Origin of the sequence: Sorangium sp. So ce131, assembly GCF_051519095.1 — a bacterium.
Classification (GTDB): domain Bacteria; phylum Myxococcota_A; class Polyangia; order Polyangiales; family Polyangiaceae; genus Sorangium.
This window is the reverse complement of record NZ_CP150455.1, coordinates 5,291,779-5,311,764: the sequence shown is the minus strand read 5'-3', so window position 1 is coordinate 5,311,764 and position 19,986 is coordinate 5,291,779. Positions and strand designations below refer to the sequence as shown.

Below are 19,986 nucleotides of genomic sequence, written 5' to 3'. Positions count from 1 at the left end.
GACGACCAAGGCCAACGTCCTCGGCGTCTCTAAGGGAGGGTGAACACCATGATCGAGGACTCCACGAACGTCTTTCTTTTCCACGTCGCCCCGGAGGAGGGCGTCAACCCGACGGAACTACAGCAGATTTTACGGACCGAAGCCGCCGCATTCAGCCTGTGCGGCTGCCCGACGCTCCCTCCTGCGCTGCTCTCGCATCGGCTCCTCGGGGGATCGGACGGTCGTCTCCTCTGGGAGATCACCTTTGCTGGGCTCGAATTACCCGATGACGACATCCCGCCGGAGAGCCTGCGCCAAGCGCTGCTCGACGAGGTGCGGGCGCGGGTGGAGGGCGCGGGGAAGGTCACCTCCTTCGAGGGCTACACGGAGCTCATGCTCCCCTCCCCGGCGCTCGGCTTCGGGCGCGCCTCGCCGGACCCCACGGCGTTCTCTCGTCTCGGTGGTGAGTCCGGCCCGTCGTGGGAGGACTACGCCCGCGACGCGGGCACGGACGTGGCCGGACGCGAGCTGCCGGGCGATCTGCTCGAGGAGATCGCGCAGAGCCGCAACGAGGCGCCCGCGGAGCCGGGCCTCAAGGCGGTCCGCAACGGGCACATGTACACCGGGGCCGGCGACAGGGCGCATCAAGCCTACCTCGGCGACTACTTCGAGGCGCGCGCGGCCGCCGCAAGCCCGCGCGATCGCCGCAAGATCCTCGCGTTCGGCGCCTTCCAGGCGCGCGAGGGCAGCACCGCGGCCATCAACACGTACGATAACCAGATCGTCACGTGGGGGACCGGCTGGGGCGGCCGCGGGATGCTGGGCAAGGTGATGGCGCGCGCCGTGGCGAACGAGGCGCTGCGGGAGCGCCTCGGCCGCGCCGGCGTGCGTTACCGCGACAGGAACGTCTACGATGTCGTCGACCTCCGGGCGAAGCGGGTGATCACCGGGCAGCGGGAGGCGCTCGAGACGATGCGCAGCTCGGTCGCGCTGCTCCGGCTGCTCATCCACGTGGCGCGGGACCCGGAGACGCGCGACGCGGTGACGGAGGCGCAGCTGGCCACGTTCATGGAGACGTCGGGCCACATTCCCGGGGCGGACGCCATCGCCACGCAGGCCCTGTTCAATTTGATCGTCCACCTCAAGCACTGGGCGCCCGCGTACGTCGACGGCTGCCTCGACTGGGCGCTGCCGCAGGCGGGCGGCGGCGCGCCCTCGGTCGAGCGCGATCAGCGCCTCGCGGTGCTCGTCGGGCGATTCTTTTATGGCAAGGCCCGGCGCTCCAAGTGGATCCCGAGCTGGCAGCAGTTTCAGCTTTACTGCAAGCACATGAAGGCCGACGGCCTCGATTGCATGAGCGATCCGTTCATCCGGGCGTCGGGGCCGCCGTCGAAGGACCCGTTCGTCGAGTTTCCCCTGCCGCGGCCGGGCAGGCCGGCGGAGCCGCCGAAGGCGCAGATCCTGAAGAACGCGCCGCTCGCCGGCCAGCCGGCGCTCGAGCGCGCCGCGAAGGGTGAGCGGTCGTTCCGGAAGGGGGACAGCGGGCCCGAGATCAAGGCGTTGCAGGAGGCGCTGCTCGCGGTCGGGATCGAGGGGTTCGGGAGGATCGACGGCGAGTTCGGGCCGCGCGTGGAGAAGGCCATGAAGGAGTTCCAGGTGGCCAGCGGGCTCAAGGTGGATGGGGTCGTGGGACAGCGGACCTTGAAGGCGCTCGACGCGAAGCTCGGAGAGGCGAGAGGCTGAGTCGGAGGGCCGGGGGCGAGTTGCAGGTGGCCTCCGGCGCCGCGCCTCAGCGGGGACGTTCGACGATGGAGTAGACCGAGGCGGCGTCCTCGGCGCCGGCTTCGCGCAGGCCGGCTCACGCCTCCAGGTGGCGACGTGGTGCCGAGAGTGAATCCTCGTTGATCACGGCGGGTTGGCTTCGGGGTAAAGCGGCGTCCTGCCGTACGAGCGCTCGCACGACTCGTAGCCTTTGCGGGCGCCTTCGTGGGTCTCACCGAGGTAGGTTCGGCGTAGTTCAAGGGAGAGGCAGTCGGTGATGGCGGCGCGGAGGAGCTGCTGGAGCGCGGAGGCAGAGATTGCCCGCGCCAGCGCCGCCTTGTCGTTCAAAGCGATGAGCCTCCGCTGCCCACTGGCGCTGAAGGAAATGTACCGAACGCCTTCCTGGGGGTCCGTGAGCACGGCGGGCGTGTCGGGGCCGTCCACGTCCCACACCCGCGCTGTCTTGTCAGTAGACGCGGTGACCACGCGCCGACCGTCGCCGCTGAACACCGCGGAGAGCACCGCACCCTCGTGCCCCTCGAGCACGATGGGGGTCCCGCTGCCGTCCGCGTCCCACACCCGCGCTGTCTTGTCATAGGACGCGGTGACCACGCGCCGACCGTCGCCGCTGAACACCGCGGAGAGCACCGCACCCTCGTGCCCCTCGAGCACGATGGGGGTCCCGCTGCCGTCCGCGTTCCACACCCGCGCTGTCTTGTCGTCGGACGCCGTGACGACCCGCTGCCCATCGCCGCTGAACGCCGCAGACCGAATCAACTCCACGTGGCCCTCGAGCACAACGGGTTTGCCGCTGCCGTCTGCGTTCCACACACGCGCCGTCTTGTCGTACGATGCGGTGACCACCCGCTGCCCGTCGCCGCTGAACGCCGCGTACATCAGCGGGGCTTCGTGGCCCCTGAGCACAACAGGTGTGCCGCGGCCGTCCGCGCCCCACACCCGCGCCGTCTTGTCGCCGGACGCGGTGACCACCCGCTGCCCGTCATCGCTGAATGCTGCCGACCACACCGCGTCCTCGTGGCCCTTGAGCACAACAGGGGTGCCGCGGCCGTCCGCGCCCCACACCCGCGCCGTCTCGCCGGACACGGTGACCACCCGCTGCCCGTCATCGCTGAATGCTGCCGACCACACCGCGTCCTCGTGGCCCCTGAGCACAACAGGGGTGCCGCGGCCGTCCGCGCCCCACACCCGCGCCGTCTTGTCGTGCGATGCGGTGACCACCCGCTGCCCGTCATCGCTGAATGCTGCCGACAACACCGCGGCATCGTGCCCCCTCAGCACCACGGGCGTGCCGCGGCCGTCCGCGCCCCACACCTGCGCCGTCCCATCGTACGATGCGGTGACGATACGGCGCCCGTCGCCGCTGAACTCCGCGGACGACACCGCGCCCTCGTGGCCCCTCAGCACCACGGGCGTGCCGCGGCCGTTCGTGTTCCACACCCGCGCCGTCTCGTCGTCCGATGCGGTGACGACGCGGTGCCCGTCGCCGCTGAATACCGCGGACGACACCGCGGCCTCGTGGCCCTTGAGCACCACGGGCGTGCCGCTGCCATCCGCGTTCCACACCCGCGCCGTCTTATCGACGGACGCGGTGACCACCCGCTGCCCGTCATCGCTGAATGCTGCCGACGATACCCCAGCCTCGTGCCCCCTCAGCACCACGGGGGTGCCGCGGCCGTCTGCGCCCCACACCCGCGCCGTCTTGTCGACGGACGCGGTGACCACCCGCTGCACGTCATCGCTGAATGCTGCCGACGACACCGCAGCCTCGTGCCCCCTCAGCACCACGGGGGTGCCGCGGCCGTCCGCGCCCCACACCCGCGCCGTCTTGTCGCCGGACGCGGTGACCACCCGCTGCCCGTCATCGCTGAATGCTGCCGACGACACCGCGGCCTCGTGCCCCCTCAGCACCACGGGGGTGCCGCTGCCGTCCGCGCTCCACACCTGCGCCGTCTTGTCGACGGACGCGGTGACCACCCGCTGCCCGTCATCGCTGAATGCTGCCGACGACACCGCGGCCTCGTGCCCCCTCAGCACCACGGGGGTGCCGCTGCCGTCCGCGCTCCACACCCGCGCCGTCTCGTCGTGGGACGCGGTGACCACCCGCTGCCCGTCACCGCTGAACGTCGCGTACACGACAGCGGCCTCATGGCCCCTGAGCACGACGGGCGTGCCGCTGCCGTCTGCGTTCCACACCCGTGCCGTATGATCGCTTGAGGCCGTGACGATGCGGCGCCCGTCGCCGCTGAAGGCCGCGGACAACACCGCGGCCTCGTGGCCGCTGAGCACGGCGGGTGTGCCGCGGCCATCCGCGTTCCACACCCGCGCCGTCTTGTCGCCTGAAGCGGTGACGATGCGGCTCCCGTCGCGGCTGAAGCCAGCGACAAACACTCTGTCGCGATGGCCTCGCATCGTCGCCATCGGAGGATTCATGGCCAGCACATCGAGTGCCAAGTCGGTCCAGCCCGGTGTATTTTCCGCGTCCCCTGCTTCGAGCAGCAGCTTCATCGCCGCCGGCTGACTTCGTGCCAGGAGCTCCCGAGCGCCGACCATCACCAGGGCGCTCCGCGCTCGCGTCTCCTGGGCCGTCGCCTCCCCTTGCGCCGCTTTCGCAGCGTCCCGCTGCCCGAGGGCCCAGACGACGACCACCGCCATCACCGCGACCGCCGCCACCGCGACCGCCGCGACCACCCCGAGCGTCCGCCGCGCCGCCCGCTCCCGGGCGATCGTCTGTTCCTCTTCCTCTCTCCGCTTCCTCTCCGCTTCTGTCTGCTCCCGCTCCTGCCTCCGCTGGAACACCCGGCTGGCAAGCCAGTCGTGCCCGAGCTCGAAGTACCGGCTTCCCTGGTGCTCCTCCGCATGCAGGACCGCCGCGCGCTCCAGCCGGCCGAGCACCTCCTCCGCGGTCCCCACCGGCATTCCGGCCGGCAGCACGGCGCGCGCCTCCTGCTCGGTCAGCAACGTCCGGTGGCCCTCCCGGTCGACGAGGTGCTCCTCGAGCAGGATCCGCGCTGCCTCGCTCAGCGCCCCGAGCCCTTCCACCGTGGCCTCCAGGTACCGGTGCAGGATCGCCTCCGCCTCCACGGCCCCGGCCTCGTGGCCTCGCCCCGCCGCCCGCTCCTCCCACAGCGCCCGGCAGACGATCTGTCCGAACGCGGCCTGCACCTCCGCCTCCTCCGAGCCCGACGACCCGGGCGTCCTCACCTCCAGCATCAGGGCGCGCACCCGCTCCTCGGCCCAGTACTGGGCCGGCTGCCCTTTCTCCGCTGCCCGGCACACCGCACCCACCATCTCGCCCACGGACAGCGGCCCGAGCCGGAAGCCGTGATCCAGCAGCTCCCGCCGTCCTCTCGCCCGATCCCGGAAGCGCCCCAGGTAATCCTCCCGCAGCGATAGCGCGAGCTGCAGGCCCCGGATCGGCTTCTGCGCCAGCCGATCCACGGCCTCGATCAGCGCGCTCGCCTCGCCTGCGTACCGCCCTGGAAAGAGCAGCTGCTCGAGCTGATCCAGGTAGATCAAGATGGGCCGCTCGCTCCTCCGCTCGGCCAGGCTCATCGCCGCATCCAGCGCTTCGATCCGCGCCTTCCCGTCAGGAGCATCCCCCAGCTCGAGATCGTTGAAGACGGCGCGGACGAGCCAGGAAAGCGCCGCCTCCCCGGGCGGCCAGCCGTCCACGCGCACGACCCGGAAGTCGTGCGCCTCCTCCAGGAGCGGGATCACCCCCGCTTGCATCAGCGACGACTTCCCCGCCCCGGAGGGCCCGAACACCGTCGTGCACGGGTGCGCCATGAGCCGGTGCGCGAGCTTCCTCGTGAGCTCCTCCCGGCCGAAGAAGTACCCGCGATCCGCGGCGCGGTACGGCTGCGGTCCGGGAAACGGGTTGTGCGGCGCGCTCGCCTCGTTCATCGGCTGTCTCCGCCCGACTCCACGAGCGCTCCGAGCCAGGCCGCGACGTCTCCATCGCTGGCTGCGACGACCCCCACGCCGGCTCTCCCCGGCAGGCTGACGCCCTTCTCCCAGAGCTCCCGCTCGGCGTCGTCGGGCTCGATCAAAGCCATGCTCCCTCGCGGCACCGGCCGCCGCCCGAACAGCCGGTGCAGCAGCATCCGGTGGTGCCACGTCGTCAGCGACATCCCCGCGATCAGCGCCGGCCGGCTGTTCAGCGTGCTCAGGATCTCGTCCGCCAGGTCGCGCGGCAGCGCGCTCTCCAGCTCGCGAAAGCCGAGCAGGTAGTCGTCCTCGGTGAGCAGCGGCCGCGTGAAGATCTGCTCCGGCGTGTACCCGCGGTAGAGCCGGAGCAGCACGATCTCCCGCTCCAGGTCGACCGACGCGGGCGGCGCCTCGCGCGCCTCCCAGTCGCCGCCTGCCGCCCGCCGGAGCACCAGCGTGCTCTCCTCGTCGGGCTGGATCACGTGGATCGTCCTCTCCGGCTGCTGCTCCGCCAGCGAGATCTCCAGCAGCGGGCTGCGCAGCAGCGTCGTGTGCACCCCGGGGCCGAGGGCGCGCGCCAGCGCCTTGATCACCGGCGGCGCCTCCGCGCCGACGCGGAACACGCGCTGGAACTCGGCGCCGAGCTTGTCGGCGCCGCGGCGGAGCGCGTAGAGCTGGGTCAGCGCGCTCATCGGCAGTCCCGGCGGCGGCGGTTCCGAGACCTTCGCGATCTCGGTCCGGAGCTTGTTGCGGAAGCCGTCGAGCGCGGCGCGGTCGGCCTTCCAGCGGTCGCCGAGCAGCAGCGAGAAGGGCCGGGAGACGGTGCGCATGAGGCCGGGATCGACGGCTCTCGCCGCGTCGCTCACCACGGCCGGCCGTGCCGGCGGCGCGACCTTGCGGCCCTTGAAGTCGAACAGCACCCCGTTCGGCCCGCGGAGGTAGACGACCGGCGAGAACGCCTCGGCGCTGCCATCGAAGGCGCCGAGGACCGCGCGCCTCGCCTCGTTGAGCGCCAGCGCCACATCCCCCTTGCCGAGCTCCGCGCCGGCGAGCGCGCGGTAGAGCTGCGCCGAGCACGCCCTCGCCACGTCGGCCTGGATCGGCCAGAGGTGGGCGACCACCGCGTCCGCCCCGGCCCGGGCGAGGACCTCCGCGGCCGACGCGAACACCGACGGCCTCGCCCCCTCGCACGCCTCGAGCACCACGAGCCGGAGGAAGCTACGGAAGCTGGCCCTGAGCTGCTGGGCGAGGAGCTCCACCGGCAACCAGCGCTCCTCGCCGTGCTCGTCCGCGAGCCGCAGCACGGGGACGCCGTCCTGCATGCCCCCGTGGCCGAGGACGTGGAGCACGTGCGGGATCGGCTCGCAGCGCAGGCGGTCGAAGAGCCAGGGCAGCCGGACGGCATCCCCCTCGATCGGGGCGAGCCACTCGACCTCGCCCGCGGCGATCGGGCCGGCGAGCGCTTCCTTGAGCCGCGCCAGCGCGGCGCCGCCGGAGGGCGCAATCGCGAGCACGCGCACCGCGCCCCGCACCTCGCGCGGCTGCCACGGCTCGGCCGTCGCGACGCCGCGCACCGGCAAGAGATCCGGCGAGGTCCCCCAGAAGCGCATCGCCTCGCCCGGCGCGGCGAGCGCCTCCCAGGGGGCCTCTTGCAGCCCGGGATCGTGGATCACGAGGCGCACGAGGAGCGGCCCGCCCGCGGCCTCGCCGAGGCGCGCCCGGAGGTCGTCGATGCCGTCGCGGAGGACGGCGCGATGGAGCGCTTGCGCCGTCTCGACGCGCGCGCCGAGCGGCCGCCCGCGCGCCGCAGCTTCGCGCACCGCGACGCTGAAGCTGCCGAGCTGCTCGGCGCCCAGCTCCGGGCCGAGCGGGTGAGGCGCCGTCTGCTCGCCGCGGCTGCCTCGCGCGGAGGCCCGTACGTCGCCGCCGGCGCGGTCGAGAACAAGCTCCATCCATGGGCTGGGTGCCCCGGGTCGCTGCATGGACGGCACGTTACTACACGCGAGCTCGCCGGGACTCGCGCGCGCGCTGCTTCGTGACGGCCTGCGCGGCACCAGGCTCGTCTCCTTGGCGAGATCCCAAGCGCTCCGGTGCTTTGTCAGGAGGAGCTCCTCGTCGTTGAGGGCACGGCCGCAGGTTGCACGAGCAGCCTGGTGTCCTCCTCTGCTCGGAGAGATCGCCTGTGAAGGTGAGAGGACATGAAGATCATTCGAGTTTCTTCGCCCTCCCCTCCGGCACGTGCCCATGTCCGCAGCACCAACGGCTACGTGGCCGAGGACCACCAGCCGGCGCACGCGCCCACCGTCGCCCCCCCGAGAGCGCTCCACGCTCCGCTGAGGAGCGTTCCTCTCCCCGCGCGCACGTTCTGCTTTGCGACCTCGCCGGGTCCCGAGCCCCGGCGGGCGCTCCGTCTTGCGGTCCGGAGGGGTCCCGACCCCCCTTCTGGCACAATCCGAAGCGCTTCCGGGAGGTTCATGGCACAAAATTGCGATTTCTAGAGCGATTTTTGGCACAAAATGGCTTCTGCACACGCCCTGCAGAGCGCCCGGAGGGGGTCCGGACCCCGGTGTGTCGCAATGCATTGCGTTTGTGCCAGTGCCCGACCCCCCTGACTTGGCACAGATCGAGGCTGCGGTGGCACAGGTCGCGGGCGCTGCTCCATCCAGAACGTGCAGCAAAGCGGGATCGGTCACCCGCGGTGCCGCAGGAGGTCACGGTTCCAGCAGCACGCGTGGCGCGACCCGGCTGGAGGTCGACCGACACCGGTGCGGCACTCTGTACGTGGGCGGACATGCCGCTGCATCGCCACGACCGGGGAGGCCGTTGCCGGTCCCCAGGCCAACACTGGCCCAGTGGCCGCTCGGCCAGCGCGACAAGCAGCGCGTGCCAAGCGCATCACGCGCGAGCTCGGCATTTGCGCACATCCTCTGTCGCCAAGGACGCGCACTTCCCGCGCCGACACGCGCGTTACACTCTATCTCTCGCAATCGCGTGCAAATCCGCACATCATCTTGTTTTCTTATTTGGCAGCATCCTCATGATTTCTACTGGCCTCGACCATCGTCGCGAACTAAATGCATCTCGCGCCATGACCGAGCCCGAAGCGCCTCCGCGCGAGAGCGTCACCGCCTGGCATCCCATGCTCGTCGCCCTGCTCGAGTTCTACTTGCCCAGCGGCTGGCGGCTGTCTCCCGAGCTCTTGCTGAACCGCATGCCCCTCCGCGTGGACATCGTCGTCCTGCGGCTCGTCAACGAGCCTGCCGGGGACGCGCGCAAGCTCCACAGCATCTTCGGCCATCTGCGGCACCACACGCTCATCGAGCACAAGGGTCCCACGGACGACCTGGAGCCCGAGGACGTGCTGACCTTGCTCGCCTATGGCGCCCTTTACATGCGGCACAACAAGCTGCTCGACCCCGACGCGCTCTGCCTCATGGTCATCGCCGACCGCATCCCCTCGGGCTTCGTCAGGCAGGTCGAGCGCCACCGCGGCTCCTTCGCCCCCATCGGAGGCGGTCTCTGGAGGGGCGAGCTCAACGGCTTCCTGCTCCACGGCGTGGCGACACGCGAGGCCTGCCGGCAAAGCCCCACGGAGCGTCTGCTCTACACATTTTCCCGGGACTACCTGAAGGGAGCGGGGCAGATCCTGCCGCTGGATCCGGAGGAAACTCAGGTGTACAATGCCCTCTACCAGCAAGTCAAACAGTTCCGGAGGCAACGGGGAACCATGGCCATGAAGGACTACGAGCTGGCTCGTCAGAGCTACAATGAGGTGCTGAAGCAGCTGCTCAAGCAAGTGCCTCCAGAGGAGGTCCTGTCGGAGTTCACACCGGGGCAGCGCCTCGAGGGCCTCACCGCCGAAGAGGTCCTGTCACAGTACACGCCAGGGCAGCGCCTCGAGGGCCTCACCGCCGAGGAGATCCTGCGTGAGGCTTCGCCCGAGTTGCGGCAGCAGCTCGCGAAGAAGCTGGACCGCTGAGCGGCAGCGGGCATCATGACGGCGAAGGACGACGAGTTGGTTTGTCAGGGCTACGTAGCGGTGCTGGACGACATGCTCGCGCTGCTGTCTCCAGAGGAGCGCCTGGCGACCCTCGAGCGAGCGCTGCGCCATCACGGGTTCACGCCAGCGCTGCGCCTCCAGGGGCTCACCGCCGAGGAGATCCTCCGCGCGATTCCGCCCGAGGTGCGGGAGCAGCTCGCGAAGAAGCTGAACCGCTGAGGGGCATCGGAGCGCCACGGCCATGAAGGAGCACGAGCTGGCTCGTCAGAGCTACCCAGGGGTGCTGGACGAGATGCTCGCGCTGCTGCCTCTAGAGAGGCGCCTGGCGACCGTCATGCGAGCGCTGCCCCGCCACGGGCTCACGCCCGAGGAGGTCCTGTACGCGATGTGGCCCGAGTTCCGGGAGCTGCCTGCGAAGAAACTCGACCGCTAAGCGGATCGCGTTGCAAGATACTCCCCGAGAGGTCGTCCACGTCCTCTACCCGAGACCGGGAGACGGCGCGCGCCGCGCGGCTCAGTCCGCGCACGGCCCGGCCGGCGGGGCGTCGCCGGCGGACGGGACGACGACCAGCGGCCCCACGGTCCCGGGGTCGTCGCGCGGCACGAGGAACAGCGTGCCCTGGTCGTCCACGACCGCGAGGAAACGCGGCGAGGTGGCGAGCAGGCGCAACGCGCCCTCGAAGCCGTCGATCGTCGCCCGATAGGGCAGCGTCTCGGGGCGCTCGATGTCCGTGATGTCGACCGCGCGCACGCCGTCCTCCGTTGCGAGGTAGAGCGTCGTGTCCGCCACGCCGAGCAGGCGCCGCTCCGCCCCGACACCGAGGCTCGCCCAGGCGATCTGCGCGCCGCCGGCAGGGCTGACCAGCAGGAAATACGTCCTGTTCTCCGGGTCGAAGACGGCGCGCTGCTCGCTCGTCGCGGCGGCGAGGACAGCGCCGTACTGGTGCACGCCGGTCGGGTTGTAGCCGTGGTTCACGATCGACGCCGCCCCCGCCGCGCCCACCGTGTGCAGGGAGACGTCCTGCGACGAGCTCTCCGCCGGCTGGTTCCAGGAGATCCACGCGGCGCCCGCGGCGGCGTACGAAACCTCGCCGGAACGAGCGCAGAGGGGCGACGAGATCAACTCCCAGACCAGGGGCTCGCGGCGGACCTGCACGTCGACGGCCACGAGCGCTGCGGACTCGCCGTCGCCGATCAGCGGGCGCATGCAGAAGAAGAGGCGCCCGGCCGACACCGAGAACGGGGTTCCCCCCTCCAGCACGCCGGACACCGCGGCGCTGGAGACGAGCTCCGGCGCCTCCGGGTCCTCGGTCGCCACGAAGTCGACGACGGGGTTGCCCGCGTCGCCGGCGCGCAGGCGCACGTGGGTGCCCGGCGCGCCCTCGACGAGGTTGGCCGGCCCGCGCAACGCGGTGGCGATGGCCACGGCGCGCGCGCCCCCGCCGGCGTCGAGGGCGAGCACGACGTAGCGCGGGACGCCCTCGACCGTGGCCTCGACGTGCAGCGTGTCGCCGACGAACGCGGCGCTCTTCACCGCCGTCAACGCGATCGGCGCCGGGTCGGGCGGCGCGGGCGCGTCCTCGGGTGGACAGGTGTCCTCCCCCGCCACCGGGGGGTCGATGGGGCCTCTCGGCGCGACCGTGACCTCGCCGGAGCAGCCGAGCGCCGCGACGGTCGCGAGGAGGAGCCAGGGTGCGCTGCGGAGCGCGCAGCGCGCGGGGATGCCGGAGAGGTTCGTGCAGGTCATGCAGACCGTTCTGCCACGGCGCGCGCCGCCCGGATCTCGAGATGATCGCGAAATGCCGGGCGGCTGCGGCGACGGCAGCGGCGCCGCCGCCGCCGGCTACCGCTTCTCGATCCGGTAGCCCGCGCGCGGGAAGTGCACGACGATCTCGCCCAGCGCCGCATCCCGGCGTCGGATCGCGATCTCCTCCTCCGTGAACCGCACCACCACGCCGCGGCTCTCCTCGGGGCCGTAGTCGTCGGCCGTGATCGCCACGGCATCCCCGAGCGAGACGCCCGCCGCCGTCTCGGGCCCCCCGCCGGCGACGTCCGCCGGCTCGGACGCGCGGGCGATCTCGAGCGCGTCGGCGGCGCTCATCGGCCGCACGTCGCCGGGGCCGAAGCCCTCGATGCGGGCGAACCAGGCCGCGAGCGCCGGCCGCGCCGCGACCGCCGCGAACAGCTCGGCGCTGTTCCTCAGGAACCACACCGCGTGGAAACACGCGGCGTCGGCGATCGAGAACGCGTCGCCGAGCAGGAAAGGCCGGCCGCGGAGCTGGCGATCCAGGCGATCCAGCGAGAGATGCGCCTGGCCCAGCGCGTGCGGCGCCGCCTTGACCAGCACCTCCTTGCTCATCGCGGGCGACATCGCCGCGCGGTCCGCCAGGATGCCGGGCGGCAGCGCCGGCAGCATCGCCACGACCGTCGGCCGCATGGTCTGGAGGAGGAACAGCCGGTGATCCGCCCAGTCCTCGAGCGCGCCGGCGACCCCGGCGAGGCCCTCCGGGATACACGCAGGCTGCGGCCAGAGCCGCTCCAGCCGCCGCGCGATACACACGCTGTCACAGTACACGTCGGCGCCGATCTGCAGCACCGGGATCCGCCGGTAACCGCCGGTCAGCGGCACGAGCTCCGGCTTCGGCGCCATGATCGGCTGCTCGACCGACCGCCACGGCACGCGCTTGTAGGCGAGTATGCGGCGGATCTTCTCCGCGAACGGCGACAACGGATAGTGATGCAGGATGATCTCGGCCATGGGTCACCTCGCGCTTTCGTGGCCGCCATCGTGGCGAAGCGCGGCGATGCGCTCTTGGAGGATCTTGCGATCCTCGCGCGCCCATGACCGGACCTCCGAGGCCGGACGCGGCGGCCTCCGCGGCTTGCGGTCTGCGCCTCCTCTCCTAGGTTTCCCGCGCGCCCCGCGGCTCCCTCGGGCGCACGACACGGCACACGCGACAGGAAGCGAGGAGGACGCCATGCAAGAGAACGTCGGTACGCTGGATCGAACGGCGCGGCTCGTCGCCGGCCCGCTGCTCATGGGCCTGGGAGCCACCGCGCTCGGCGGCCTCCGAGGTCGGCCGGGAGGGCTCGCGGCCCTCGTCGCCGGGGCGCTGATCGTGGAGAGCGCCATCACGCGGGTGTGCCCGGTGAACCGGCTGCTCGGGGTCGACACGCGCGAAAAAGCGCTCCGGGCGGCTCACCCCTGAAGCGCGCGCTCGGCGTATGCTGCCGCCATGCACGACGACCGCGACGCCGGGCTCACCGCGAGGACCCTCGCCCACTACGACGCGCACGCCGCCTCGTTCTGGGAAGGCACGCGCGATCACGACGTGTCGCAGAACCGCGCCGCGCTGCTCTCGGCGCTCGAGGGGCCGGGCCCGTTCACGATCCTCGATCTCGGCTGCGGCCCGGGGCGCGATCTCGCGGCGTTCCGCGCCGAGGGCCACGTCCCGATCGGGCTCGACGGCTGCGCGCGGTTCGCCGAGATGGCGCGGCAGCACGCGGGCTGCGAGGTGCTCCACCAGGACTTCCTCCGCCTCGACCTCGGGTCCGAGCGCTTCGACGGGATCTTCGCGAACGCGTCGCTGTTCCACGTCCCGAGCGCCGCGCTGCCGCGCGTGCTCCGCGAGCTCCACGCCGCGCTCCGCCCGCGCGGCGTCCTGTTCAGCTCGAACCCGCGCGGCGATGATCGGGAGGGGTGGTCGGGCGATCGATACGGCTGCTACTGGTCGCTCGAGCGGTGGCGAGAGCACCTGACGGCGGCCGGGTTCGAGGAGATCGCGCACTACTACCGGCCGCCCGGCCGGCCGCGCGAGCAGCAGCCCTGGCTGGCGACGGTGTGGCGCAAGCGCTGAGAGGAACGGCTCGGCTCGCCCATCGGCCGGCTCGCCCATCGGCCGGCTCGCCCATCGGCCGGCTCGCCCATCGGCCGGCTCGCCCATGCCGGCTTACCCCATCCCGCCAGCCCGGAACCGAGCCGCCAGCCGGGAGCGCGGCCTGCCGCCGCGCTCCCGGTCAAGCGTGCGGCCGCGGCCCGGTCGGTCTACCAGGCCTCGGCCTACCCGGGATCAGGGGGTGTAGACCTCGGCGCTCGACAGGTTGGACCCGTTGTAGCCGCCCACGGCCAGCACCTTGCCGCTCCCGAGCAGCACCGCTTGGTGGTGGGCACGGAGGTCGTTCATCGGCCCTGTCGTCGCCCAGGTGTTCGAACCGGGGCTGTAGATCGCGGCGGTCCGCAGGTAGGTGACCGGAGCCGACACGCCGTTCGCGCCTCCCGCGACGAGGATCCTGCCGTCGTTGAGCTTCGTCGCGCTGTGATACACCCGGGCGGTGGGCACCGAGGGCCCGGCGGACCAACTGCCGCCGGAGACCGTCGGCGTGAAGATCTCGGTGCTCGAGACGGCGCTCAGGGCGGTCGCGCCCCCGATGACGATCACCCTGCCGTCGTCCAGCCGCGTCGCGGTGTGACCGAAGCGGGCCGCGCTCATCGCTCCGACGGTCGTCCAGGAGTCGTTCAGCGGGCTGTAGATCTCGGCGCTGGCGAGGTGCCCCCCCGCCACCAGCACCTTGCCGCTGGCGAGCAGCGTCGCGGTGTGGTCCGACCGGGCGGCGTTCATCGGCGCGGCGGCCGACCAGGTGTTGCTCCCCGGATCGAAGAGCAGCGCCGTCGCCAGCGTGATGCCGGTGCCCGTCTCCTGCCCGCCCGTGATCAGCACCTTGCCGTTCTGGAGCAGCGTCGCGGTGTGGGCGTACCGGCCGACGGCCGCCGTCCCCACGGACGACCACGTGGACGTCGCAGGGTCGAAGACCTGGGCGTTGGCCGACGCGACGCTCGCCGTGGCGGGGAACACCCCCGCGACCAGCACCTTGCCGTTGCCGAGCAGCGTCGCGGTGTGGAGCGAGCGGTTCACCGCCATCGCAGGCGCCGAGGCCCAGGTGCCCGTCGCGGGGCTGTAGATCTCGGCCGTCGTCACCCCCGAGGCGCCGCCCGTCACCAGCACCCTGCCGTCGCCGAGCGTCACGGCGGCGGACGAGACGCGCGCGGAAGACGCCGACGCGGCGAGCTCCCACTTGGTGGCCGCCGGGTCGTAGAGATCGGTGCTCGCGAGGTACGTCGTGGTGGATCCCACCCTCTTGGAGCCGCCAGCGAGGAGCACCTTGCCATTGCCGAGCAGCGTCGCCGTGTGCTCCGTGCGGGGCTCCGACATCCCGATGAGCTGCAACCAGGTGTCGGTCGCCGGGTCGTAGACCTCGCTCGAGGTGCGCGTCGGGAGCCCCGCGGTCCCGCCGCCGGTCACGAGCAGCCGGCCGTCGTCGAGCAGCGTCGCGACATGCCCGGCGCGGGTGATGAACATCGGCGCGGCCGCCGTCCAGGAGGGCGTGGCCGCGGCCGGGTCGAACACCTCGACGCTCAACGTCCCGTTGGTCGAGATGTTGCTCCCGCCCGTCACGATCACCTTGCCGTTCACGAGCGTGGTCTGCGCGTGGAGGCAGCGGGCGACGCTCATCGAGGTGGTGGGCGCCCACACGTTGAGCGCGGCGTCATAGATCTCGGCGGTCGCCAGGAACAGGGAGTTCATGCACCCGCCGGTCACGAGCACCCGGCCGTTCGCGATCGGCGACGCGGTGTGGCCGGACCGGACCGCGTTCATCGACGCAGCCGCGGACCACGTGTTGGTCGCCGGATCGTAGAGCTCCGCGCTAGAGACGAAGGTCAGCATGGGGGCCGTCCCGCCCGCGACCAGCACCTTGCCGCCCGGCAGGATCGTCGCCGTGTGCGAGTGCCGGGCCGTGGTCATCGCGCCGCCGCTCGACCAGCCGTTCGTCGCGGGGTCGTAGAGCTCGGCGGACGAGAAGGGCGTGGCGGACATGTTTCGCCCTCCGACGATGAGCACCTTGCCGTTGCCGAGCAGCGTCGCCGTGTGGCCGGCGCGGGCAGTGGTCAACGTGCCCGCCGGCGACCAGATGCTGGTCGTCGGATCGAAGAGCTCGGCGCTCGACAGGACAGCCACGTTGTTCTGCCCGCCCGCGACCAGCACCTTGCCGTTCCCGAGCCGGGTCGCGGTGTGCGAGCTCCGGGCCGCGTTCATCGAGGTGACGGGCGTCCACACCGGGTCGACCAGCGCCGGCTCGCCGTCCGCGTCGGCCCAGAGCTCGATCCGCTCCCCGCGCACCTCGAGCCACACGGGGATGGGCCGCCCGCCGCTCGCGTACGCCGCGGGCGCGGTCACGCGCAGCTGCGCCTCGCCCGCCTCGTCGACGACCTCGACCGCGTCGCCCTGCTGCCGCAGGGACGCGCCCGCGACCTCCCAGGCCGCCACCGGCGCGTCGTCGTCCGCCACGCCGGCCCCGAGCAGCAGCCACTCCTCGTAGCCCTCGTCGATGGCCGACCAGAACGACGTGCCGCCCTCGCGCGGGAACGCCACGGCGTTGTCGACGATCACGCCCTCGCCCGCGGCGCCGATCTCGCGCACCCGCACGTCGAAGCCGCCGGGCAGATGGAAGCGCACCTCCCCTTCCCCGCTCGCCGGCAGCGCGGCGTGCAAGCCGCCCCGGCGATGGAGCGACGCCTCGATATCGCCCGCCGGATCGCTCGTCGACGCGAGCGCGAAGCCCCCGCTCACGGGCACGAACGGCTCTGTGCCGTCGAGGACCCGAGGAGCCTGCTCGGGGAAGCGGAACCGCAGCTCGTCGGGCCCCGGCGGCGCGGAGTCCACCGCGCAGCCGGCGCTGCCCGCGGAGATCGTCCCGCCGAGGAGCCACAGGAATAAGAGCCGTATCATGTGCTGAAGACGCTCGAGCTGATGAGCCTTGAAACGAACAGGCATCGTGGATCTCCTTGGATTGAAAGAAGCGGAAGCGCGGTCCGCCGCGCTAGCGGCGCGGGCGCGGCGCGGCGGTGCTCGCGATCGCGGGCGTCCGGCAGCGCCGCACGCCGCGCGGGGCTGCACCGCAGCAAGCGATGAATCGAGCGTCGGCTCGCAAGAAAGCGTCGGCTCGCAAGAAAGAGAGGCCGCTCCCGTACCCCCGCGGATCCGGTCGCGATGAGGGCGAACGGCGAGACGTGGTGGCCATCTCGCCGGTTGGCCCCCTCACCGACGCGACTAGCAATGCATATGCCAGACGAGGGGCAGCCGTGTTCCTGGAGGACGAGGAGCCGGGACAACACAGGTCCTCGACGTGGCGATCGCCCGACGTGCCCGATCACCCATCGCGCGCTGGCACGCTGGCACGCTGGCACGTCGGCACGCTGGCACGCTGGCACGTGCGGGCGCGCGGCGTCGCGCCTGCACCCCCGGCACGACGCCGCGCGCCGCCGCCTGGGCATGCTCCCCTTCTCATCGGGGCACACTCGCCCCACTGCCGCCATGCACGACGACCGAGGCCCGTTCACGATCCTCGACCTCGGCTGCGGCCCGGGGCGCGCATTTGGGCCTTGCGGCGCAGAGCCGAGCCGTGAGACTGTCCGTGGGGGGAGGTCACCAAAGGCGACGAGCCACAACGCACTCCTTTGGCGCGAGAGCAGTCTCCGCTCGAACAGAGCGAGGAGGTCGTCATGCCATGGTATGTCTATCTCGCGTACTTCTTCGGTGGGGCGTTCTTCGCCAACGCGCTTCCCCACTTGATCGCGGGCGTGTCCGGCCAACCGCTGCAGAGCCCGTTCGCATCACCGCCATTCAAGGGGTTGTCGTCCCCGACGGTGAACGTCGCCTGGGCGCTGGTCAACCTCGCTTTCGCGTATCTCTTGCTCGTGCGAGTCGAGGCCCTCGACCTCCGGAGCTGGTCCGACGTTGCTGTCTGTTTCGTCGGGTTCGGCACCATGGCCCTCCAGTGCTCTCGCTCTCTCGGTCGAATTCGCAAGCAGACCGTCCCCTGACCTGCCCCTTCGCGCGGCGACGAAAGCAGACCCTGATTTGGAAGCGGAGCAGCGGCTCGAATACGGCACCATGACCGACGACGTGTACGCGAAGCTGCGCATACACGCTTACGTCGACGACCGCTACGCTGGGCACGTCTTCCAGTACCTTGTCCTTCCGTCGTTTGGCGCCCCGGTCGCCTGGGATGTGTTCAGGCGTCGACGTGAAGGGTACGATGACGATCACGTCCTCGTAAGAACGTCGATGCTGATCCGCCCCGACGGGTGCATTGCTTGGGCCGGCGACGTGGGAGACGTCGAGGGGTTAGTGGACGCGCTTGAGCGCTGGTTCGCGTCCGCCGCTCCCCGGCCAGGCGGCTTCCAGGAACGGTCATGCTCGGCCGGGCCATCGTCCTCCACGCCGTCGCGATCGGAGCAGCGAAGGTAGCCGACAACGTCACCACTGGCGGTCAGAATGTCACTGGCCGTCTGCAGCCGCGCCGGTCCCGGCGCGATCGCGGCGCGGCTCGCTCCCCACTTCGCCACCATGACCCTGATCCGGCCGCTGCGCGGGGCAGGCGCCGCACACCGTCCTTCCGGTGGACAGGTGTCTTCCCGTGAATCGATGATGCTGGACCGCCGCTCCGTGGTTCCGTGCGGGAAACGGTGTGTTGCCGGGGCGCGGACTGCTCTGCTCCCGCGGGGCCTGTCAGTCTGGGCGGGTCGGCAGGCCTCCGGGCGATCGCCGGCATCAAGCAGGAGATCCAGCGATGACAGCAGCCATTTCGGACATCCGAGCAGACGCCTCGGCACCCACGGGAACAGGACGCGCCGCGCCGGGGAGCGGAGGGCCCATCCCCCTGGACCTGGGCCAGCGATCGAGGCGCCTGCCGCTGCCCACGGTGGCGCGCGTGCTGCTCGGGCTCATGCTCTTCGTCTTCGGGCTCAACGGCTTTCTGGGCTTCATCCCGCCCCCCGCGGTGCCGGAGCGCGCGGCGGCGTTCCTGGAGGCCCTGACGGCGACGGGGTACATGGTGCCGCTCATCAAGGGCGTCGAGGTCGCCGCCGGGGCGCTGTTGCTCGCGAACCGCTTCGTCCCGCTCGCGCTGGTGCTCGTCGCGCCGAACGTTGTCAATATCGTGTTGTTCCACCTGGTCCTCGCGCCGGGCGGAGCGACCCCGTTCGGCGCGGTGGTCCTGGGGATCGAGCTCTACCTCGCATGGTGCGAGCGAGGCGCGTTCTCGCCCCTGCTCGACCCGCGCGGCGCGCGCTCGACGGAGCGCGCGCCGCGTCCCGGCGTCACGCGCGCTTGACGGAGCGCGCACGGCGGCGCGGCTTCACCGGTTCGCTCGGCGCGGCGGCAGCGAGCTCCACGCGGGGAGGGAGCCGCTCGGCGAGGAAGTCGACGAACGCCCGGACCTTCGGCGCAAGGCCCCTGGCCGACGGGTACAGCGCATAGATGCCGAGATCGCGGCGGGTGTACCCGTCCAGCACCGAGACGAGCTTCCCGCTCCGGAGGTCCTCGGTCACCACCATGCTGGGGACATGAACGAGCCCCAGACCCGCGAGCGCCGCATGCCGGAGGGCCGAGGCGGTCGTGAAATGCGCGCGCGGAACGACCGGGACCGAGAGCGGTCCCGCCGGGGTGCGCAGCGCCCAGTAGCTCGCGACGGACACGAGGCCAAAGTGGAGGCAATCGTGCGCGAGCAGATCGCCCGGCGCGAGCGGGACGCCCCGGCGCGCAACGTACTCCGGCGAGCCGCAGACCACGCTGCGGAGGGTCGCGAGGCGCCGCGCCACGAGCGCCGAGTCCGGCAGCCCCGAGCCGACGCGCAGCGCGAGATCGAACCCCTCCTCGACGACGTTCACCGGCTTGTCATCACACACCAGATCGAGCCGCACCTCCGGGTGCCGGGCCAGGAACGCGGCGGCGAGCGGCGCGACGTGCTCGTCGCCGAGCGTCACCTGCGCGCTGACGCGCAGCGTGCCGCGCGGCGCGCTGCCGAGCCCGGCCAGCTCGATCTCGGCCGCCTCGACCTCGCGCAGGATGCGCGCGCAGCGCTCGTAGAGCCGCGACCCCGCCTCGGTGGGGGCGACCGCGCGCGTGGTCCGCTCGAACAGGCTCACCCCGAGGCGCTCTTCGAGCCGGGCCACACGCTTGCTCACCGCCGAGGTGGTCGTGCGGAGGCGCCTGGCCGCGGCCGTGAAGGAGCGCGCCTCCACGGCGCGCGCGAACACCAGGAAGGACTGGAGATCGTCGAGGATCTCGGGATCGCGCGCCGGCGCCGCGGGCGGGAGCGCGCCCGCCTGTCCGGCGTCGCGGCGCTCCCTGGCCGCCGGCGGCGGGGGCGCCGGCCGCCGCCGTCCCTGCGCCGCCCTGCGCTCGGATCCGCTGGCCACCGGCCGCGAGAGAGCCACATCGGCTCGGCCCGGTCAACCG

Annotated in this window: 15 protein-coding genes; 9 read left to right on the top strand and 6 right to left on the bottom strand. The window is 71.9% G+C overall.

All coding sequences use genetic code 11. The annotated features are described in order from the left end of the window. Positions 1-48 precede the first annotated feature (48 nt). The gene (locus WMF43_RS19175; RefSeq protein ID WP_437682080.1) at positions 49-1,722 is read left to right on the top strand and encodes a peptidoglycan-binding domain-containing protein; all 1,674 of its coding nucleotides are present in this window, start codon (positions 49-51) and stop codon (positions 1,720-1,722) included. Positions 1,723-1,884: 162 nt separating this feature from the next. Here WMF43_RS19175 and WMF43_RS19170 read toward each other — a convergent pair whose 3' ends face one another. Both WMF43_RS19170 and WMF43_RS19165 read right to left on the bottom strand, forming a co-directional pair. Beyond that, positions 1,885-5,664 (bottom strand): nSTAND1 domain-containing NTPase, encoded by a 3,780-nt coding sequence (locus WMF43_RS19170; protein ID WP_437682078.1) that lies wholly within the window; start codon positions 5,662-5,664, stop codon positions 1,885-1,887. After that, a complete protein-coding gene (locus WMF43_RS19165) occupies positions 5,661-7,640 on the bottom strand; it encodes a CHAT domain-containing protein (RefSeq protein ID WP_437682076.1) in 1,980 nt (659 codons plus the stop codon). Before WMF43_RS19165 ends, WMF43_RS19170 begins: the two co-directional genes overlap by 4 nt. 1,136 nt (positions 7,641-8,776) lie before the next feature. Between WMF43_RS19165 and WMF43_RS19160 the strand changes: the two genes are divergently transcribed. The 3 genes from WMF43_RS19160 to WMF43_RS19150 are packed head-to-tail and all read left to right on the top strand — an operon-like array spanning position 8,777 to position 10,121. Then, a complete protein-coding gene (locus tag WMF43_RS19160) occupies positions 8,777-9,667 on the top strand; it encodes a hypothetical protein (protein WP_437682074.1) in 891 nt (296 codons plus the stop codon). Positions 9,668-9,682: 15 nt separating this feature from the next. Next, complete coding sequence (locus WMF43_RS19155; protein WP_437682072.1) at positions 9,683-9,907, top strand: hypothetical protein; 225 nt, start codon at positions 9,683-9,685, stop codon at positions 9,905-9,907. 22 nt (positions 9,908-9,929) lie between these two features. After that, the gene (locus tag WMF43_RS19150) at positions 9,930-10,121 is read left to right on the top strand and encodes a hypothetical protein (RefSeq protein WP_437682071.1); all 192 of its coding nucleotides are present in this window, start codon (positions 9,930-9,932) and stop codon (positions 10,119-10,121) included. A gap of 81 nt (positions 10,122-10,202) precedes the next feature. On the opposite strand, the gene WMF43_RS19145 is transcribed toward WMF43_RS19150, so the two are convergent. Beyond that, on the bottom strand, positions 10,203-11,435 hold the full coding sequence (locus tag WMF43_RS19145; protein ID WP_437682069.1) for a hypothetical protein: 1,233 nt from the start codon (positions 11,433-11,435) through the stop codon (positions 10,203-10,205). A gap of 96 nt (positions 11,436-11,531) precedes the next feature. Beyond that, positions 11,532-12,446: a glutathione S-transferase family protein gene (locus WMF43_RS19140; protein WP_437682067.1), complete on the bottom strand. Its 915-nt coding sequence runs from the start codon at positions 12,444-12,446 to the stop codon at positions 11,532-11,534. A gap of 220 nt (positions 12,447-12,666) precedes the next feature. Here WMF43_RS19140 and WMF43_RS19135 point away from each other — a divergent pair, with 220 nt between their 5' ends. Next, entirely contained in the window at positions 12,667-12,897 is a 231-nt protein-coding gene (locus tag WMF43_RS19135; RefSeq protein ID WP_437682065.1) for a YgaP family membrane protein, read from the top strand. Between the two features lie 27 nt (positions 12,898-12,924). Next, positions 12,925-13,545, top strand: a complete 621-nt coding sequence (locus WMF43_RS19130; RefSeq protein WP_437682063.1) for a class I SAM-dependent DNA methyltransferase — start codon at positions 12,925-12,927, stop codon at positions 13,543-13,545. Between the two features lie 213 nt (positions 13,546-13,758). Here WMF43_RS19130 and WMF43_RS19125 read toward each other — a convergent pair whose 3' ends face one another. Next, the gene (locus WMF43_RS19125; protein WP_437682061.1) at positions 13,759-16,518 is read right to left on the bottom strand and encodes a kelch repeat-containing protein; all 2,760 of its coding nucleotides are present in this window, start codon (positions 16,516-16,518) and stop codon (positions 13,759-13,761) included. A gap of 728 nt (positions 16,519-17,246) precedes the next feature. Here WMF43_RS19125 and WMF43_RS19120 point away from each other — a divergent pair. From WMF43_RS19120 to WMF43_RS19110, 3 genes are all read left to right on the top strand, one after another. Then, positions 17,247-17,567 (top strand): hypothetical protein, encoded by a 321-nt coding sequence (locus tag WMF43_RS19120; RefSeq protein WP_437682059.1) that lies wholly within the window; start codon positions 17,247-17,249, stop codon positions 17,565-17,567. 70 nt (positions 17,568-17,637) lie between these two features. Further along, positions 17,638-17,994, top strand: coding sequence for a hypothetical protein (locus WMF43_RS19115; protein ID WP_437684039.1), 357 nt, complete (start codon positions 17,638-17,640; stop codon positions 17,992-17,994). Between the two features lie 322 nt (positions 17,995-18,316). After that, positions 18,317-18,859 (top strand): hypothetical protein, encoded by a 543-nt coding sequence (locus tag WMF43_RS19110; protein ID WP_437682057.1) that lies wholly within the window; start codon positions 18,317-18,319, stop codon positions 18,857-18,859. Here WMF43_RS19110 and WMF43_RS19105 read toward each other — a convergent pair. After that, positions 18,846-19,946, bottom strand: a complete 1,101-nt coding sequence (locus WMF43_RS19105) for a LysR family transcriptional regulator (protein WP_437682056.1) — start codon at positions 19,944-19,946, stop codon at positions 18,846-18,848. The two genes, WMF43_RS19110 and WMF43_RS19105, sit on opposite strands and share 14 nt — an antisense overlap. Positions 19,947-19,986 lie beyond the last annotated feature (40 nt).

Coding starts and splice junctions, on each gene's coding strand:
- WMF43_RS19150 (WP_437682071.1), top strand. CDS start 9,930: ATGAAGGAGCACGAGCTGGCTCGTCAGAGCTACCCAGGGGTGCTGGAC.
- WMF43_RS19130 (WP_437682063.1), top strand. CDS start 12,925: ATGCACGACGACCGCGACGCCGGGCTCACCGCGAGGACCCTCGCCCAC.
- WMF43_RS19135 (WP_437682065.1), top strand. CDS start 12,667: ATGCAAGAGAACGTCGGTACGCTGGATCGAACGGCGCGGCTCGTCGCC.
- WMF43_RS19145 (WP_437682069.1), bottom strand. CDS start 11,435: ATGACCTGCACGAACCTCTCCGGCATCCCCGCGCGCTGCGCGCTCCGC.
- WMF43_RS19160 (WP_437682074.1), top strand. CDS start 8,777: ATGACCGAGCCCGAAGCGCCTCCGCGCGAGAGCGTCACCGCCTGGCAT.
- WMF43_RS19170 (WP_437682078.1), bottom strand. CDS start 5,664: ATGAACGAGGCGAGCGCGCCGCACAACCCGTTTCCCGGACCGCAGCCG.
- WMF43_RS19115 (WP_437684039.1), top strand. CDS start 17,638: ATGACCGACGACGTGTACGCGAAGCTGCGCATACACGCTTACGTCGAC.
- WMF43_RS19140 (WP_437682067.1), bottom strand. CDS start 12,446: ATGGCCGAGATCATCCTGCATCACTATCCGTTGTCGCCGTTCGCGGAG.
- WMF43_RS19155 (WP_437682072.1), top strand. CDS start 9,683: ATGACGGCGAAGGACGACGAGTTGGTTTGTCAGGGCTACGTAGCGGTG.
- WMF43_RS19125 (WP_437682061.1), bottom strand. CDS start 16,518: ATGCCTGTTCGTTTCAAGGCTCATCAGCTCGAGCGTCTTCAGCACATG.
- WMF43_RS19165 (WP_437682076.1), bottom strand. CDS start 7,640: ATGGAGCTTGTTCTCGACCGCGCCGGCGGCGACGTACGGGCCTCCGCG.
- WMF43_RS19120 (WP_437682059.1), top strand. CDS start 17,247: ATGCCATGGTATGTCTATCTCGCGTACTTCTTCGGTGGGGCGTTCTTC.
- WMF43_RS19110 (WP_437682057.1), top strand. CDS start 18,317: ATGACAGCAGCCATTTCGGACATCCGAGCAGACGCCTCGGCACCCACG.
- WMF43_RS19175 (WP_437682080.1), top strand. CDS start 49: ATGATCGAGGACTCCACGAACGTCTTTCTTTTCCACGTCGCCCCGGAG.